Consider the following 16,798-nt stretch of genomic DNA (forward strand, 5'->3'; position numbering starts at 1 on the left):
GGGTTGCCGCGTCCGATTCTCGACACTCGTGCTGTCGAGCGTATCGAGTCGGAGCGTCCACAACTCGCCCGGATCGACGGAACCCCGTCGATCCGAGGGAGTTATGGACCTTCAGGCACGGCCCGGTCAGTGCCAGGAGAAGTCGGAGCGCAGCCGCCCGGCCACCAGGTCGAAGCGATCGCGCGGCAACACGGCACCCTCGCGGCGGATGCCGTCCTCGGGAACGTCGAGGACACGGTCGAGGCGGACCCAGCTGGGTCGCCCTTGCGCATCCCAGGATCCACCGCCCAGTCCGAGCCAGTCTCGATCGCCCTCGTGCTTGCTCTGACTCGACAACATCAGGCCCAGGAGGGTGGATCCGTCCCGGCCGACCACGAGCACCGGACGGTCCTTGCCCTGTGACGGGTCTTCCTCGTAGGCGACCCACGTCCAGACGATCTCGCCGGGATCCGCTGCTCCGTCGAGAGCGGGGGAGTACTCGATGCGTCGTGCGCGTGCCGCGGTGGGCGACGACGTGGAGCTGACCGGTCTGCCCGACGGTGCGGTCCGAGGCGGCGTCGCGGTCGACGCACCGACCCTCTGCCCGATGGACTGGGTCACCTTGTCCAGCGCACCGGACCTCTGCAGCTGCCGGAACAGCCGTGGGCCCTCCGCTACTGCGAGCCGTCCCAGTTTCTTGCCGATCGACGCCAACGTTGCCATCCGAACAGGCTACCGAGGATGCGAATCGACGCTCACCCACGGCTAGTGAGCTTAGGCTACCCTGAGCCCGATTCGAGAGGTTCTCGACGGCTGAAGGGAATGACGTGATTCGACGGGGAGTACGACGGAGGGCCTGCGCGGTCCTGGCACTGGGTGTAGCCGTGACGGCGATGCTGTCGGCATGTTCGTCGGGCGCGGACGCCGACTCCGCGAGCGACGGTTCGGTGACCGTGTCGCACGCATTCGGCGAGACGGTCGTGCCCGACGACCCCCAGCGCATCGTCTCCGTCGGGCTGACCGAACAGGACACCCTGCTAGCCCTGGGCGTCGTTCCCGTCGGCGTCACCGAGTGGTACGGCGAGCAGCCCGACGCCACCTGGCCGTGGGCGCACGATCTGCTGGGCGGCGCGCATCCCGAGGTGCTGTCGCAGACGGACGGCATCCAGTTCGAGAAGGTGACCGCCCTCGAGCCGGACCTCATCATCGGCACCAACGCCGGCATGAGCGAGGACGACTACACACGTCTGAGTGCCATCGCGCCGACCATCGCGCACAGTGACCCCGACTCGCCGTACTTCGAGCCGTGGGATCAGCAGGCGCGCACCATCGGACTGGCGTTGGGCAAGGAGGCCGAGGCGAACGCGCTGGTCGACGACGTACGCGCGCAGTACCGCGAGGCGGCGCAGGCACACCCGGAGTTCGCCGGTAAGAAGGCGGTCCTGCTGCAGAACGCCCTGTACGACAACCAGGCCATCGCGTACCAGGACGGTCTGAGCACGGACTTCCTGACCTCGCTCGGCTTCGAGATCCCGTCCGAGCTGGATGCGTTCGTCACCGAAGAGGACGCCCAGGCCTACATCCCCCTCGAGAATCTCTCGGTTCTCGACGCCGCCGACGTCCTGCTCTGGGCCACCGAGGGACCGGAGGATCGTGCTGCCCTCGAGGCCGAACCGATCTACGGCACCCTGGAGGAAGTGCGCGAGAACCGACTCGTCTTCACCGACGGCATCACCGCGGGCGCCATCTACTTCACCTCGCCCCTGAGCCTTCCGTACCTGCTGGACTCGCTCGTTCCGGCGTTCTCGTCCACGCTCGCCGGAAGCGGCCCTGCCACGACGAACACCCCGGCCTGACCACGCACTACCGCCCCTTCGACCGAGCCGACCGGCCTCCGGCCTGCCCGGGACCCCGGCCGTGGTGACGTGCAGATATTCTGTAGGTGACCACGGCCGTCTCGTCAGGAGCACCCCATCACCAACTTCGCGGACACGACGTTCACGGATCCGGTTCGGATCCGTAACTTCTGCATCATCGCCCACATCGACCACGGCAAGTCGACGCTGGCCGACCGCATGCTGCAGCTCACCGGCGTCGTCGACGACCGGTCGATGCGTGCCCAGTACCTGGACCGCATGGACATCGAGCGCGAGCGCGGAATCACCATCAAGGCGCAGAACGTCCGGTTGCCGTGGAAGGTGGGCGAAACCGAACACGTCCTGCACCTCATCGACACCCCCGGCCACGTCGACTTCACCTACGAGGTCTCACGAGCCCTCGAAGCGTGCGAGGGCGCAGTGCTGCTGGTCGACGCCGCGCAGGGCATCGAGGCGCAGACTCTGGCCAATCTGTACCTGGCGCTGGAGAAGGATCTGACGATCATCCCGGTGCTGAACAAGATCGACCTCCCCGCCGCGGACCCGGATCGCTACGCCGCGGAGATCGCGCACATCGTCGGCTGCGAGCCGGACGACGTTCTCCGCGTGTCCGGCAAGACGGGCATGGGCGTCGAGGCACTGCTGGACGAGGTCGTCCGCCTGGTGCCCGCTCCCGTCGGCAACCCGGACGGGCCGGCGCGCGCGATGATCTTCGACTCCGTCTACGACGCCTACCGCGGCGTGGTCACCTACGTGCGTGTCGTCGACGGCAAGATCCTGCCGCGCGAGAAGGTCACGATGATGTCGACGGGATCGACGCACGAACTCGTCGAGGTCGGCATCGTGTCCCCGGACCCGAAGGCCACCAAGGGACTCGGTGTCGGCGAGGTGGGCTACCTCATCACCGGCGTGAAGGACGTGCGCCAGTCCAAGGTCGGCGACACCGTCACCAGTGCGAAGAACGGCGCTACCGAAGCGTTGACGGGCTACCGCGAACCACGCCCGATGGTCTATTCCGGTCTCTATCCGGTGGACGGTTCGGACTACCCGGACCTTCGCGACGCCCTCGAGAAGCTGCAGCTCAATGACGCGGCGCTGACCTACGAGCCGGAGACGTCCGTCGCCCTCGGCTTCGGGTTCCGATGCGGCTTCCTCGGACTGCTGCACATGGAGATCACCCGTGAGCGTCTCGAGCGCGAGTTCGGCCTCGACCTCATTTCCACATCACCCAACGTGGTCTACCGCGTCGAGATGAACGACGGTGCGGAACACATCGTCACCAACCCGTCGTACTGGCCGGAAGGCAAGGCCAAGGCCGTCTTCGAGCCGATGGTCAAGTGCACCATCATCTCGCCGAGCGAATTCATCGGCTCGATCATGGAGCTGTGTCAGAGCCGCCGCGGCGAGATGGGCGGCATGGACTACCTGTCCGAGACGCGCGTCGAACTGCGCTACACCATTCCGATGGCGGAGATCATCTTCGACTTCTTCGACATCCTGAAGTCGCGCACCCGCGGGTACGCGAGCCTGGACTACGAGGAGATCGGCGAGGAGTCGGCCAACCTGGTCAAGGTGGACATCCTGCTGCAGGGTGAGGCGGTGGACGCGTTCTCTGCGATCGTGCACGCGGATGCGGCCGGCGCCTACGGCAACAAGATGACCACGCGACTGAAAGATCTCATCCCGCGCCAGCAGTACGAGATCCCGATCCAGGCCGCCATCGGCTCGAAGATCATTGCGCGCGAGAACATCCGGGCAATTCGCAAGGACGTTCTGGCCAAGTGCTACGGCGGCGATATCAGCCGTAAGCGCAAGCTGCTCGAGAAGCAGAAGGCGGGCAAGAAGCGCATGAAGACCATCGGACGCGTCGACGTTCCGCAGGAAGCATTCGTGGCTGCACTGTCCACCGACGCGTCGGCGGACAAGCCCAAGAAGTGACGGGGACCGTGTCGGAACCGGACGACGCACCACCGTCGCTGGCCGACGCGGGCCTTCTTCGCACACCGCCCGTCACCCGTCGCGGTGTGCGCACCCGAGCCTCGCTGGTCGCTGCCGCCCGCGTGGTCTTCGAGCGGGCCGGATACCTCGAGGCCCGGTTGGTGGACATCACCGATGAAGCACAGTGCTCGTCCGGAACCTTCTACACCTACTTCGCGGGCAAGGAAGAAATCCTCGCGGCGGTCCTGGAGGTCGCTCAGGACGACATGATGCATCCGGGCACCGAACACGTGCCCGACGACGGTGATCCGGTCGCGATCATCGAAGCCAGCAACCGCGCGTATCTCGAGGCGTACGAGCGCAACGCGAAGCTGATGGAAGTTCTCGAGCAGGTCGCGGCGGTGGATCCGAACTTCCGCCGGCTACGCCGCGACCGTGCGGACGCGTTCATCAGACGGAACGCTCGCAGCATCGCCGACCTCCAGGAACGCGAACTGGCCGACACCGGTGTCGACGCGTTCGTCGCCTCGCTGGCGTTGTCCGGCATGATCTCCCGGTTGGCGTTCACCCACTTCGTCGTCGAACCCGCCCTCGGCGTCGCACCGTCGTGCTCCTCGGAGCAGTTGGTCCACACCGCGACTCGGCTGTGGGCCAACGCCCTGAGGCTCGATACGCCCGAGTGACGGGGCCGGTCAGGAGTGGCCGTGGGCAGGCTGGAACTGCCCGGCCTGCACCGCTTCCTCCGCCCTGATGACGTGGACGACGGCGTTGATCAACGCGAGGTGGGTGAACGCCTGGGGGAAGTTGCCCAGGTGCCGTCCGGTCTTCGCGTCGATCTCCTCGGCGTAGAGCTTCAGGGGGCTCGCGAACCCCAGAAGGCGTTCGCACAGTCGCTTCGCGCGGTGCAGTTCGCCGATCTCCACCAGCGCCGACACCAACCAGAACGAGCAGATGGTGAAGGTGCCCTCCTCGCCCGACAGGCCGTCGTCGGTGGTGTCGACGCGGTAGCGCAGGACCAGACCGTCTTCGGTCAGCTCGTCCGCGATGGCGAGCACGGTGGCCCGCACCCGCTCGTCGTCCGACGGGAGGAAGCGCAGCAGCGGAACCAACAGCAGCGACGCGTCCAGGGATTCGTGGCCGTACCGCTGGGTGAACACCCCGCGCTCGTCGACGCCGTGCTCGAGGATGTCGGCCTTGATCTCGTCCGCGATGGTGTTCCACTGCTCGGCGTATGCCTTCTCCCCGTGCAGGGTCGCGAGCTTGGAGCCACGATCGAGCGCGACCCAGCACATCACCTTCGACGACGTGAAGTGCTGAGGTTCACCGCGCACTTCCCAGATGCCACGATCGGGTTCGCGCCAATGCTCGATGGCTTCCTCGACCTGACGTTTGAGCAAGGGCCACAACGACTCCGGCACGTTCTCACGGGACCGCACGTGCAGGTAGACCGAATCGAGCATCGTGCCCCAGATGTCGTGCTGCATCTGGTTGTACGCGCCGTTGCCGATGCGCACCGGCTGGGCACCGTCGTATCCGGACAGGTGGCCCAGCTCTTCTTCCTCCAGCGTGCGTTCGCCGCCGATGCCATACATCACCTGCAGCGGAACGGGTTTGCCGTCCGGGCCCGACGTGACGTCGGAAATGAAGGAGAAGAAGTCGTTCGCTTCGCGGTCCAGGCCGAGGGTGTATAGACCCCACAGGGCGAAGGTCGAATCGCGCACCCAGGCGTAGCGGTAGTCCCAGTTGCGTTCGCCGCCCGGTGTTTCCGGCAGGGAGGTGGTGCTCGCCGCGAGCAGGGCGCCGGTCGGGGCGTACGTCAGTCCCTTCAGGGTCAAGGCGCTTCGCTGGAGGTACCCGCGCCACGGATGGTCGGGGAAACGGCCGATGGTGATCCACTGGCGCCAGCATTCCGCGGTCTGCCACATCTTCTCGGCGGACTCCTCGAACGTCCTAGGAGGATCGAGCGTCGACCACGACAACGCGACGAAGACGTTGTCGCCCTCCGTCATGCGCGTACGCGCGCGGGCCTCGCGTCCTTCGAGGCCGATGCGCAGGTTGGTCGTCAACTTCAGGGTGGGATCCGAGCCGTCGCCCGCACTGACGGTGGCCGTCGCCTCCTCGTACACCTTGCCGGTGTACTCCCAGACGGCAGCCTTGCGGTGATAGTCGAAGGCGGGCTCGCAGGTCATCTCCAACTCGACCGTGCCGCTGACACACTTCACGCTGCGGATCAGGCAGTGCTCGGCATCCCAGTCCGACGGTGCGCGCTTGTGGGTTCGTGACCGCTCGTCGGTGTTGTGCCACTTGCCCATGACGAGAGCGTCCCGAACTACCAACCATCCGGTCTCGGTCTGCCACGTCGTCTCGACGATCAGGCCGCCGGGGAGATAGCGCCGCGCTGCGGGCACGTTCTGACCGTAGGGGCCGATGCGGAAGTGCCCGGCGCCCCGGTCGAGCACGGCCCCGAAGATGCTGGGGGAGTCGGGGCGAGGGATGCACATCCACTCCACGGCCCCGTTGCGGGCGATGAGGCAGGTCGTCTCGCAGTCCGACAGGAAGGCGTAGTCGTCGATGGGTGGGAACGTGGTGCGGTGGGGCAGCCATGTCTGCGACGTGCCGGGGACCGCGTCGAGCGCTCCACCTTCGTCGGGTGTGTCGGCCGACGCCGGCCCGAAGGTGGCTTCACCGGCGCTCGCGACGCGGGGAACCACAGACTGTTCGTCGAACGGACTCATTCGCCCATCATGGAGTGGTCCGCCCCCGTAGTCCACTGCTGGGCCCTCACTGTCGAAGCGACTACTGTCGGTGGGTGTGAACGCAGTGGGCTCGTGGTGGGACGGAGTGGAACTCTGGATCGCCGGGCTCCCGTTCATCCCGCAGGTTGCCGTCGTGCTGGCTGTCGTCGTACCGGCCGCCGCGATCACGGCGTACGTCGTGGACATCATGCTGTCCACGCTCTTCGACGCACGACGTCGGATGTTCCGTCGAGAGACGGCGGCCAACCCCGTCCGTCCGGAAGAGAAGTGAGAGAAGTTGCCCCGCTCGCGTGTGACATCAGCCCTGATCGCCCTCATTCTGCTGGTGATCGTCGCCTGGCTGCTGACTCGATAGCGGAGTCGTCCCCGCCTTCTGCTAAATTCTCGGCTGTGTCCGACGCATCCTCCCACCCGATCCGCCATGAGCTGGCGCTGATCGCTGTGGGCATGCTCGCGGTCGCTGACGTCGACTGTCGCTGACCCTTACGCCGCGCCCCGTTCGCTCGAACCGGCGCGTTCCGCTCGTCAGCACGTAACCAGTCCCGTCACCTATCCGCCCTTCACATTCACGCGCGCCACCGTCGTCGGTGGGCGCGGTCCCCGAGAGGTACATCGTGTTTCCATCACGTCGTGTTCGCCTAGTGTCCACAGCCGCTGCCGCGGCTCTGCTCGCGCTGACCGCCTGCTCGACCGGCTCTTCCGACACCGTCGGTGAAACAGCCGCATCCACCTCCGGCCCCTCGCTGACGCTCGTCGGGTATGCCGTCCCGAAGAACGGGTGGGATGCCATCGGCGCGGCGTTCGCGTCCTCGGAGAACGGTGACAACGTCACCATCAACGCGGACTACGGCGCATCGGGCAACCAGTCCCGGAAGGTCGCCGACGGTGCACCCGCCGACATCGTCAACTTCTCGGTCGAGCCCGACGTGACCCGCTTGGTCAAAGCCGGCAAGGTCGACGAGGGCTGGAATCAGAATGCTTACGGCGGTGTGCTTTTCGGATCCGTCGTCTCCATCGTGACGCGGCCGGGCAACCCCAAGAACATCAAGACCTGGGAAGACCTCATCCGTCCCGACGTCCAGGTCATCAGTCCCAGCCCGCTGAGCTCCGGTTCGGCCAAGTGGAACCTGCTGGCGCCGTACGCATCCGTCAGCAATGGCGGAACGGACCGGCAGGCCGGCCTCGACTACGTGACCGAACTGGTCAAGCACTTCCCGGTCCAGCCCGACTCCGGTCGCTCCGCCTCCGAGGCGTTTCTCCAGGGTCAGGGCGACGTCCTGCTCAGCTACGAGAACGAGGCACTGCTGCTCGAGGGCCAGGGCCAGCCGGTGGAGCACATCGTTCCGGACCAGACGTTCCGCATCGACAACCCCGTGGCCGTGATCAACTCCAGCGCCAACCTCGAGCAGGCCAACGCGCTGAACGACTACCTGTACACCGCCGACGGCCAGAAGATCTGGGCGGAGAACGGCTTCCGTCCCGTCGATCCCGCGGTCGCCGCCGACTACACCGACAAGTTCCCGACGCCGCAGAAGCTGTACACGATCGACGACCTCGGCGGGTGGAGCGCGGTGGACAGTGACCTGTTCGGCGAGAACGGTGCCATCAACGCGATCTACAAGGCATCGAGCTGACATGACGACAGAGGTCGCCGGTCGGCGAAAACTCTTCACCCGCCGACCGGCGTCCTCCGGCCTGCCCGGCGGCTCCCTGACGCTCGGCACGGTCGTCCTGTGGCTGTCGATCATCGTGCTGCTGCCACTCGCAGCGGTTCTGAGTCGGTCACTGTCCGAGGGCCCCGCGGAATTCTTCGATGCGGTAACTGATCCGCGGGCGCTGGCGACTCTGCGCGTCACCGTGCAGGTCTCGGTACTCGCCGCTCTGATCAACGTGGTGATGGGAACCGTCATCGCCTGGGTTCTGGTCCGCGACGAGTTCCCCGGCAAGTCCATCGTGAACACGCTGATCGACCTGCCGTTCGCCTTGCCCACCATCGTCGCGAGCCTTGTTCTGCTGTCCCTCTACGGGCCGATGAGCCCCGTCGGGATCACGCTCAATGCCACGAAGACCGGCGTCGTGATCGCCCTCGCCTTCGTCACGCTGCCGTTCGTCGTCCGTGCGGTACAGCCGGTGCTGATCGAACTGGACCGTGAGGTCGAGGAAGCCGCCGCATCGCTGGGGGCGAGCAACCTGGTCATCTTCCGCAGGGTCGTCCTCCCGGTGTTGCTGCCGTCGATCCTGTCGGGAGCAGGTCTGGCGTTCTCGCGTGCACTGGGCGAGTTCGGCTCCGTCGTTCTCATCGGCGGCAACATCCCGGGCAACACGCAGATCGCGTCGCAGCTCATCCGTGAGCAGATCGAGACCGACCAGCCCGTCGACGCGGCCGCGATCTCCGTCGTGCTGCTCGCCATCGCGTTCGTCGTGCTCTTCGTGCTGCGGATCGCGGGCAGCCGCCTCGCACATCGGGAGGAACAGAAATGAGGCTCGGCACCGGCACCCGTATCGGGTTGCGCACCGTCGCGTTGCTGTACCTGGCCGTCCTCGTCGTCTTCCCCCTCGGCGCGATCCTCTACCGGACCTTCGAGAACGGCATCGTCTCGTTCTTCCAACTGATCACGACCCCTGCCGCGCAGTCGGCTCTGCAGTTGTCGTTGATCATCGTCGCGATCGTCGTTCCCCTGAACGTGGTGTTCGGCGTCGTCACGGCACTAGCCCTGGCGCGAGGCAACTTCCGCGGCAAGGGCTTCGTGCAGGCCGTCGTCGACCTTCCGTTCGCCGTGTCCCCGGTCATCGTCGGCGTGGCGCTGATCCTGCTCTGGGGCGCGGGCGGGTGGTTCGGCTTCCTCGCGGAGTGGGGCATCACCGTCATCTTCGCGCTGCCCGGCATGGTGCTGGCGACGATCTTCGTGACGCTGCCGTTCGTCGTGCGCGAGGTCGAGCCCGTCCTCTACGAGATCGGCGAGGAACAGGAAGAAGCGGCGGCCACCCTGGGCGCCACCTCGTGGCAGACCTTCTGGCGCATCACGCTTCCGGCCATACGGTGGGGTCTGACGTACGGAGTAGTGCTGACCGTCGCGCGCGCCCTGGGCGAGTTCGGTGCCGTCATCATCGTCTCGACCAACCTGCCCGGTATCTCCCAGACGTTGACCCTGTTGGTCAATGCCCGGTACGAGGACTTCAACCAACCCGGCGCCTACGCCGCTTCGACACTTCTCATGGTCGTCGCCGTCATCGTGCTGCTGCTGATGACTGTCCTGGACCGCAAGCGAACCAAGGAATGAGCACCGTGACCACATCGACGACGCAGAAGCGCACGGACAGCATCGAGATCTCGGTCCGCGGTGCACAGAAGCGGTACGGCGACTTCGCCGCCCTGGACGACGTGTCGCTCGACATCCCGTCCGGGTCGCTCACCGCTCTGCTGGGGCCCAGCGGCTCGGGCAAGTCGACGCTTCTGCGCTCGATCGCCGGTCTCGAGGAACTGGACTCCGGCGTCGTCGTCATCGCCGGGGACGACGTGACCACCGTCAGCCCGCAGAAGCGCGACATCGGCTTCGTGTTCCAGCACTACGCGGCGTTCAAGCATCTGACCGTGCGCAAGAACGTCGCCTTCGGACTGGAGATCAGGAAGAAGCCGAAGGCGGAGATCGACGAGCGGGTCGACCAGCTCCTCGACATCGTGGGACTGTCCGGCTTCCAGACCCGCTTCCCGGCACAGCTGTCGGGTGGTCAGCGTCAGCGCATGGCCCTCGCCCGCGCCCTCGCCGTCGATCCCCGGGTGCTGCTGCTGGACGAGCCGTTCGGCGCTCTGGACGCCAAAGTGCGCGCCGACCTCCGGACCTGGCTGCGTCGACTGCACGACGAGGTCCACGTGACCACCGTGCTGGTGACGCACGACCAGCAGGAGGCGCTCGACGTCGCCGATCGCATCGCCGTCATGAACAAGGGCCGCATCGAGCAGATCGGGGCTCCCCGCGAGCTGTACGACACCCCTGCCAACGACTTCGTGATGTCGTTCCTCGGGGAGGTCTCCAAGTTGAACGGTCAGTTGGTGCGGCCGCACGACATCCGCGTCGGACGCACACCCGACCTGGCCCGTGCCGAGCAGACCGGGACCGCCGAGAACGCCGGCGTCACCCGGGCCACGGTCGAACGCGTCGTCCACCTCGGGTTCGAGGTCCGGGTCGAGCTGCGCAACGGCGCGACCAACGAGCTGTTCTTCGCGCAGATCACCCGTGGTGACAACGAGGCGCTGGGTCTGGAGAGCGGCGAAACCGTGTACGTGCGCGCCACCCGCGTGCCGGTGATCCCGGGCTGAGCCCGCGCCGCTGGGCGTTCGCTCACCGGAACCCGGTGCGTACACACCGTGCAGCGCTCTCCGGCCGAGCGAAGACCTCTTGTGTGGAGTGGACACCGGCTGCGGCATGCGGGGGAGGGTGTGCGCTCAGCAGAACCCGTGTGCACACACCCTTCAGCGCCCCCGCCAGACACCGTGCAGCGCCCTCCGGCCGAGCGAACACCTCTTGCGTGAAGCGAACACACAGTGCGGCATGCCGTAAAGGGTGTGCGCTCACCAGAACCAGTGTGCGCACACCGTGCAGCGCCACCCGCCAGGCACCGTGCAGCGCTCTCCGGTCGAGCGAACACCTCCTGCGTGAAGCGAACACACGGTGCCGCAGGCCGTAAAGGGTGTGCACTCACCAGAACCCGTGTGCACACACCCTGCAGCGCCCCGCCAGACACCGTGCAGCGCCCTCCGGCCGAGCGAACACCTCTTGTGTGTAGTGAACACACGGTGCAGCGCGCCGTAGAGGGTGTGCGCTCACCACAACCGGTGTGCACATGCCCTGCAGCGTCCCCGCTAGACACCGTGCAGCACCCACCGTCCGACCGAACACCACTTGCGGGAAGTGCACACCCGGTACGGCAGGCCGTAGAGGGTGTGCGCTCATCAGAACCCGTGTGCACACACCCTGCAGCGCGAACCCCTCGAAGGGACTACTTCTCCAGTCCGCGCAGCACCGAGGCGGCGACTTCGGACGGGTCCGTGGTGTCGTCGGCGTCGACGCGGTGCTCCGTGACGGAGATGCCCGCTGCCTCGATCTCCATGCGAGCCGCCGCGAGATCGTCGGCATCCGTCGAGGAGACCGGCACGACGGCGACGACACCGGCATCGGCGAACAGCCGGGCCAGGCGAGCCAACTGCACAGTCGCGGAACGGGTTCCGGCGGAGGCGTCGATGTCCAGAACGCTTCGCACGTTGTCCCCGCCGACGATGTAGGCAGTTCTGCCCGCGGCGGTCAGAGCGTCTTCGACGGCAACCGTGATGGACGCCTTGTGCGACGACGGGTGGCCGGTGAGCCAGATGGTCGCGCCGCGCTGACCCGTGCGGCGCGCGCGTTCGTCCCGCGTGAGCGACGAGGGAATCCAGGACGGGGTGTCCGAGCGGTCGAGGACTGCTCGCGCACCCTCGATGATGCCGGCGGCAACGGTGTCGTTGGTGTGCTCGTCGAGCAGGATGAACGCTCCGGAGTCACGGTTGTCGCGGTAGTCGTCGGCCACCACGACCGCGCTGGTGCGCAGCGTGACGCGGGCGATGTCGTTGAGCGACAGGTTCTCCGAGCCGGGGTGCTCGTCGAGTGTCTCCGGATCGAGCCGTGAGTGGATGCGCTGGACGGTGGCGCGAACCGTCGTCGTGGTGTGCTTGAGTGCCAACCTGTCACCGACACCGAGAGGTGCTTCGGCGAGCCAGCACACTGTGGCGTCGAATTCGCGTGCCAGCGTGGGGAAGTGGGCCTGCGGCTCGCCGCTGACGAGCACATCGCCGCGGGCGACGTCGATGTCGTCGGCAAGCTCGACGGACACACTCAAGGGTGCGACGGCGACATCGCGGCCCGCATCGAGGGTGTCCAGTGCGGTGACGACACTGCGTGATCCCGACGGCAGGGCCACCACGGAGTCACCGACCTGGATGGTGCCGGCAGACAGGCGTCCGGTGTAGCGGCGACGCTCGCCGTCGGTGGGACGCGAGACCCACTGCACCGGCAGGCGCAGCTCGGTCGCCACCGGTGCGGGAGCGACCAGGTCGATCTTCTCGAGGTGATCGAGCAGCGTGGGCCCGGAGTACCAGGGCATGTTCGTGGACGGCTCGACGACGTTGTCGCCCAGCTTCGCCGCGATCGGGATGACCAGGATCTCGGTGCCCAGACGAGCGCCGAGTTCGGCGAGTTCCCGCTCGACGTCGCGGAACCGGTTCTCGTCGAAGTCGATGAGATCCATCTTGTTCACGGTCGCGACCAGTCGGTCGACGCCGACCAGTGTCGCGATCCTGGCGTGACGACGCGTCTGTCGCAGCACCCCGGCGCGGGCGTCGACAAGAAGGATGGCGACGTTCGCGTTGGACGCCCCGGTGAACATGTTGCGGGTGTACCGCTCGTGTCCGGGAGTGTCGGCGAGGACGTAACTGCGTGTGGGAGTGGAGAAGAAGCGGTAGGCGACGTCGATGGTGATGCCCTGTTCACGTTCGGCGCGCAGACCGTCGGACAGTGCTGCCAGGTCGGCGACACCCTCCTCGTCGGTCACGGCGTCGAGGTGGTCGAGCGGCAGGCTGTCGGTGTCGTGGAGCAGACGCCCGATGAGCGTGGACTTGCCGTCGTCCACGGAACCCGCGGTGGCGATGCGCAACAGCTGGCGTGGGGGAGACGCTGCACCCGACGCGGTGTCGGCGGGGAGGTCGTAGGTGGCGGTCATCAGAAGTACCCCTCGCGTTTGCGATCTTCCATTGCGGCGGTGGACGTTCGGTCGTCGGCGCGGGTCTCGCCGCGCTCGGAGACCGTGGCCGCCGAGATCTCGGTGATCACGCCCGCGATGTCGGTGGCGTGCGAGCGGACCGCGCCGGTGATGGTGAGGTCGCCGACGGTGCGGTACCGCACCATCTCCACTGCGGCACTCTCGTGCTCGGTCGGAGAGGTGAACTCGGACGTGGCCAGCAGGATGCCGTCCCGTTCGAAGACCTCGCGCTCGTGCGCGAAGTAGATCGACGGCAGTTCGAGCTGCTCGAGCTCGATGTAGCGCCAGATGTCGAGCTCGGTCCAGTTGCTGAGGGGGAACACGCGGACCTGTTCACCGCGCTTGATGCGTCCGTTGTAGAGGGACCAGGGCTCGGGACGCTGTGCGCGCGGATCCCACTGACCGAACTCGTCACGGAAGCTCAACACACGCTCCTTGGCGCGGGCGCGTTCCTCGTCGCGCCGTGCACCACCGAAGGCTGCGTCGAACTTGTTCTCCTCCAACGCATCCAGCAGGGTGCGGGTCTGCAGACGGTTACGCGAGCCGGACGGCCCGCCGACTTCACGCACGCGCCCCTTGTCGATCGACTCCTGGACGGAGGCGACGACCAGTCGATGGCCACCCTCGGCGAGGCGACGGTCGCGGAACTCGATGACCTCGGGGAAGTTGTGGCCCGTGTCCACGTGCATCACCGGGAACGGGATGGGGGAGGGGCGGAAAGCCTTCTCCGCCAGTCGCAGAAGAACGATGGAGTCCTTGCCCGCAGAGAAGAGGAGAACGGGCCGCTCCAACTCCGCCACCACCTCGCGGATGATGTGGACGGACTCGGCTTCGAGAGCCCTGAGTTCGTCGACGTGCGTCACGTCCACGACGGGCTCCACCGGAGCTGCGGTCATCGGGTTCCTTCCTCGGACGAGTGCAGTCCGCACTCCGTCTTGGTGCTACCGGCCCATCGGCCGCTACGGGGGTCTGCTCCCGGTGCCGGCTTCGCGGTGCAGGGTGCGCACCCGATCGAGGGGTAGCCCTCGTCCACCAGCGGGTTCACCAGGATGCCGTGCTGGTCGATGTACGCCTGCATCTCGTCGTCGGACCATGCGGCGAGCGGGTTGATCTTCACCAGTCCGAAGCCCTCGTCGAACGAGATGAGCGGCGAGTTCGCACGTGTGGGCGCCTCGACTCGGCGGATACCGGTGACCCAGGCGCTGTAGTTCTTCAGCTCACGCTTGAGCGGGACGACCTTGCGCAGCGCGCAGCACCGTGCGGGATCGCGGGCGAAGAGGTCCTTGCCCTCGAGGCGGTCCTGTTCGGCGACGGACACCGTGGTGGCAGCGTCGATGACGTTGACGCCGTAGACCTGCTCGACGGCGTCGCGTGTGCCGATGGTCTCGGCGAAGTGGTACCCGGTTTCGAGGAAGAGCACGTCGACACCGGGATGGATCTGCGCGGCGAGGTGGACCAGTGCGCCGTCCTGCATGTTCGACGCGACGATGTAGTCGTCACCGAAGTTGTCCTCGGTCCACTGCATGAGCTCCACCGCGGAGGCGCCGTCCAACTCTCGCGCCCCGCGCTCGGCGATGTCGCGGAGTTCGGACTCGGACAGGTGGCGATGTGTGGTGATGCTCATGATGCAACCTTTCGCGCGGAGACGGTCCACCGCTCAACCAGGTCCCGACCCGGGCGATTCCCGCGGCCTGTCACTGCAGATCCGCTTCGTCCGCACGGACGGCCCACTGCGCGAATCGCTCGCCCTCGTCGCGGTGCTTGACGAAGTTGCGGACCACCCGGTCGATGTAGTCGCCCAGCTCGACGCTGGTGACCTTGTGCTGGCGCAGCTTCCGGCCGAAGGCACTGTCGAAGCCGAGGCTGCCACCGAGGTGGACCTGGAAGCCCTCGACCTGACCGCCGGCACCGTCGTCGACAAGAAGGCCCTTGAATCCGATGTCCGCCACCTGCGAGCGAGCGCACGAGTTGGGGCAGCCGTTGATGTTCACGGTGATCGGCACGTCGAGCTGTGCGTTGACGTCGGCGAGACGCTGCTCGAGCTCGGGGACCAGCACCTGCGAACGCTTGCGGGTCTCGGCGAAGGACAGCTTGCAGAATTCGATTCCGCTGCAGGCCATCAGATTTTTGCGCCAGATCGACGGGCGAGCAGGGAGGCCCAGCGCGTCCATCTCGGCGATGAAGTCCTCGAGCTTCTCGTCGGAGATGTCGAGCACGATCAGCTTCTGATACGGGGTGAAGCGGATGCGGTCGGAACCGGCGCGCTGGGCGGCGTCGGCAACCTTCTGCAGGATCGTGCCGGACACACGTCCGGCGATGGGGGCGAGGCCCACCGCGTTGAGCCCGTTCTTCAGCTTCTGCACGCCCACGTGGTCGATGGGGCGGGTCGGCTTCTCGGGCGCCGGGCCGTCGAGCAGCGGACGCTTCAGGTACTCGGTCTCGAGCACCTCACGGAACTTCTCGATGCCCCAGTCCTTGACCAGGAACTTCAGCCGGGCCTTCGCGCGCAGACGGCGGTAGCCGTAGTCGCGGAAGATCGACACGACGCCTTCCCAGACGTCCGCCACCTCGTGCAGGGGAACCCAGACGCCGAGACGCTGCGCGAGCATGGGGTTGGTGGACAGTCCGCCGCCGACCCAGACGTCGAGGCCGGGACCGTGCTCGGGATGGTTCACCCCGATGAACGCGATGTCGTTGACCTCGTGCACCACGTCCTGCTGGCCGGAGATCGCCGTCTTGAACTTGCGGGGGAGGTTCGAGTACTCGGGCTTGCCGATGTAGCGCTCGACGATCTCGTCGATCGCCGCGGTCGGATCGAGCACCTCGTCGAGCGACTCGCCGGCCAACGGTGAACCGAGGACGACGCGGGGGCAGTCACCGCACGCCTCGGTCGTCTTCAGGCCGACGGACTCGATGCGTCGCCAGATCTCGGGGACGTTCTCGACCTCGATCCAGTGGTACTGCACATTCTCGCGGTCCGACAGGTCCGCGGTGTCGCGGCCGAACTCCGTCGAGATCTCGCCGAGAGTGCGCAACTGGAGAGCGGTGAGCGCCCCCGCGTCGCAGCGGATGCGCATCATGAAGTACTTCGCTTCGAGCAGGTCGATGTTCTCGTCGCCCGTGAAGGTGCCGTCGTATCCCTGTTCACGCTGGGTGTAGAGACCCCACCAGCGGAACCGGCCGCGCAGATCGGCCTTGTCGATGCTGTCGAAGCCTTGCTTGCTGTAGATGTTCTCGATGCGCGCACGCACGTTGAGGGGGTTGTCGTCCTTCTTGCTCTGCTCGTTCGCGTTCAGCGGCTCGCGGTAGCCGAGGGCCCACTGGCCTTCGGACCTGCGCTTGGCGGATCGGGGTGTGCGCGCACGGGGCGCAGCTGCATCGGGTGAGGTCGTCATGAGTCGCGCTCCAGAAGTCGGGCGCCGACAGGTTCGCAGTGTTCGGAGGGCTGGTCCGCACACC

Annotated in this window: 15 protein-coding genes; 9 read left to right on the plus strand and 6 right to left on the minus strand. The window is 66.7% G+C overall.

What is annotated here, in order from left to right:
* Positions 1 to 126: 126 nt before the first annotated feature.
* Positions 127 to 702 carry a type II toxin-antitoxin system PemK/MazF family toxin gene (locus ASG64_RS19010; RefSeq protein WP_042572804.1) on the minus strand — a complete coding sequence of 192 codons (576 nt, stop codon included), beginning with the start codon at positions 700 to 702 and terminating at the stop codon, positions 127 to 129.
* A 170-nt stretch (positions 703 to 872) separates the two neighbouring features.
* Between ASG64_RS19010 and ASG64_RS19015 the strand changes: the two genes are divergently transcribed.
* From ASG64_RS19015 to ASG64_RS19025, 3 genes are all read left to right on the plus strand, one after another.
* Positions 873 to 1,835 (plus strand): iron-siderophore ABC transporter substrate-binding protein, encoded by a 963-nt coding sequence (locus tag ASG64_RS19015; protein WP_056076269.1) that lies wholly within the window; start codon positions 873 to 875, stop codon positions 1,833 to 1,835.
* Positions 1,836 to 1,952: 117 nt separating this feature from the next.
* Positions 1,953 to 3,794 (plus strand): translation elongation factor 4, encoded by a 1,842-nt coding sequence (gene lepA / locus ASG64_RS19020; RefSeq protein WP_082042812.1) that lies wholly within the window; start codon positions 1,953 to 1,955, stop codon positions 3,792 to 3,794.
* Positions 3,795 to 3,802: 8 nt separating this feature from the next.
* Positions 3,803 to 4,477 carry a TetR/AcrR family transcriptional regulator gene (locus ASG64_RS19025; RefSeq protein WP_231568559.1) on the plus strand — a complete coding sequence of 225 codons (675 nt, stop codon included), beginning with the start codon at positions 3,803 to 3,805 and terminating at the stop codon, positions 4,475 to 4,477.
* A 9-nt stretch (positions 4,478 to 4,486) separates the two neighbouring features.
* Here ASG64_RS19025 and ASG64_RS19030 read toward each other — a convergent pair whose 3' ends face one another.
* Positions 4,487 to 6,529 carry a glycoside hydrolase family 15 protein gene (locus ASG64_RS19030; RefSeq protein ID WP_082518508.1) on the minus strand — a complete coding sequence of 681 codons (2,043 nt, stop codon included), beginning with the start codon at positions 6,527 to 6,529 and terminating at the stop codon, positions 4,487 to 4,489.
* A gap of 85 nt (positions 6,530 to 6,614) precedes the next feature.
* Between ASG64_RS19030 and ASG64_RS19035 the strand changes: the two genes are divergently transcribed.
* The 6 genes from ASG64_RS19035 (at position 6,615) to ASG64_RS19055 (ending at position 10,868) form a co-directional block, all read left to right on the plus strand.
* A complete protein-coding gene (locus ASG64_RS19035; RefSeq protein ID WP_442971172.1) occupies positions 6,615 to 6,821 on the plus strand; it encodes a hypothetical protein in 207 nt (68 codons plus the stop codon).
* 119 nt (positions 6,822 to 6,940) lie between these two features.
* Complete coding sequence (locus ASG64_RS22330; RefSeq protein WP_442970429.1) at positions 6,941 to 7,030, plus strand: Ms4533A family Cys-rich leader peptide; 90 nt, start codon at positions 6,941 to 6,943, stop codon at positions 7,028 to 7,030.
* A 161-nt stretch (positions 7,031 to 7,191) separates the two neighbouring features.
* The gene (locus tag ASG64_RS19040) at positions 7,192 to 8,184 is read left to right on the plus strand and encodes a sulfate ABC transporter substrate-binding protein (RefSeq protein ID WP_235579619.1); all 993 of its coding nucleotides are present in this window, start codon (positions 7,192 to 7,194) and stop codon (positions 8,182 to 8,184) included.
* 1 nt (position 8,185) lies between these two features.
* A complete protein-coding gene (gene cysT / locus ASG64_RS19045; protein ID WP_082518509.1) occupies positions 8,186 to 9,031 on the plus strand; it encodes a sulfate ABC transporter permease subunit CysT in 846 nt (281 codons plus the stop codon).
* On the plus strand, positions 9,028 to 9,831 hold the full coding sequence (cysW, locus tag ASG64_RS19050; protein WP_056075573.1) for a sulfate ABC transporter permease subunit CysW: 804 nt from the start codon (positions 9,028 to 9,030) through the stop codon (positions 9,829 to 9,831). Before cysT ends, cysW begins: the two co-directional genes overlap by 4 nt.
* A 5-nt stretch (positions 9,832 to 9,836) precedes the next feature.
* Positions 9,837 to 10,868, plus strand: coding sequence for a sulfate/molybdate ABC transporter ATP-binding protein (locus tag ASG64_RS19055; RefSeq protein WP_231568561.1), 1,032 nt, complete (start codon positions 9,837 to 9,839; stop codon positions 10,866 to 10,868).
* A gap of 680 nt (positions 10,869 to 11,548) precedes the next feature.
* On the opposite strand, the gene ASG64_RS19060 is transcribed toward ASG64_RS19055, so the two are convergent.
* The 4 genes from ASG64_RS19060 to ASG64_RS19075 all read right to left on the minus strand — a co-directional run bounded on the left by ASG64_RS19060 (position 11,549) and on the right by ASG64_RS19075 (position 16,734).
* Positions 11,549 to 13,300, minus strand: a complete 1,752-nt coding sequence (locus tag ASG64_RS19060) for a GTP-binding protein (RefSeq protein WP_052493072.1) — start codon at positions 13,298 to 13,300, stop codon at positions 11,549 to 11,551.
* Positions 13,300 to 14,235, minus strand: a complete 936-nt coding sequence (gene cysD, locus ASG64_RS19065) for a sulfate adenylyltransferase subunit CysD (RefSeq protein WP_042572810.1) — start codon at positions 14,233 to 14,235, stop codon at positions 13,300 to 13,302. The genes ASG64_RS19060 and cysD overlap by 1 nt, the downstream gene beginning before the upstream one ends.
* Positions 14,232 to 14,963, minus strand: a complete 732-nt coding sequence (locus ASG64_RS19070) for a phosphoadenylyl-sulfate reductase (RefSeq protein ID WP_042572890.1) — start codon at positions 14,961 to 14,963, stop codon at positions 14,232 to 14,234. The genes cysD and ASG64_RS19070 overlap by 4 nt, the downstream gene beginning before the upstream one ends.
* A 70-nt stretch (positions 14,964 to 15,033) precedes the next feature.
* Entirely contained in the window at positions 15,034 to 16,734 is a 1,701-nt protein-coding gene (locus ASG64_RS19075; protein ID WP_042572811.1) for a nitrite/sulfite reductase, read from the minus strand.
* Positions 16,735 to 16,798: the final 64 nt, after the last annotated feature.

This window comes from Rhodococcus sp. Leaf247 (genome assembly GCF_001426185.1).
GTDB lineage: Bacteria > Actinomycetota > Actinomycetes > Mycobacteriales > Mycobacteriaceae > Rhodococcoides.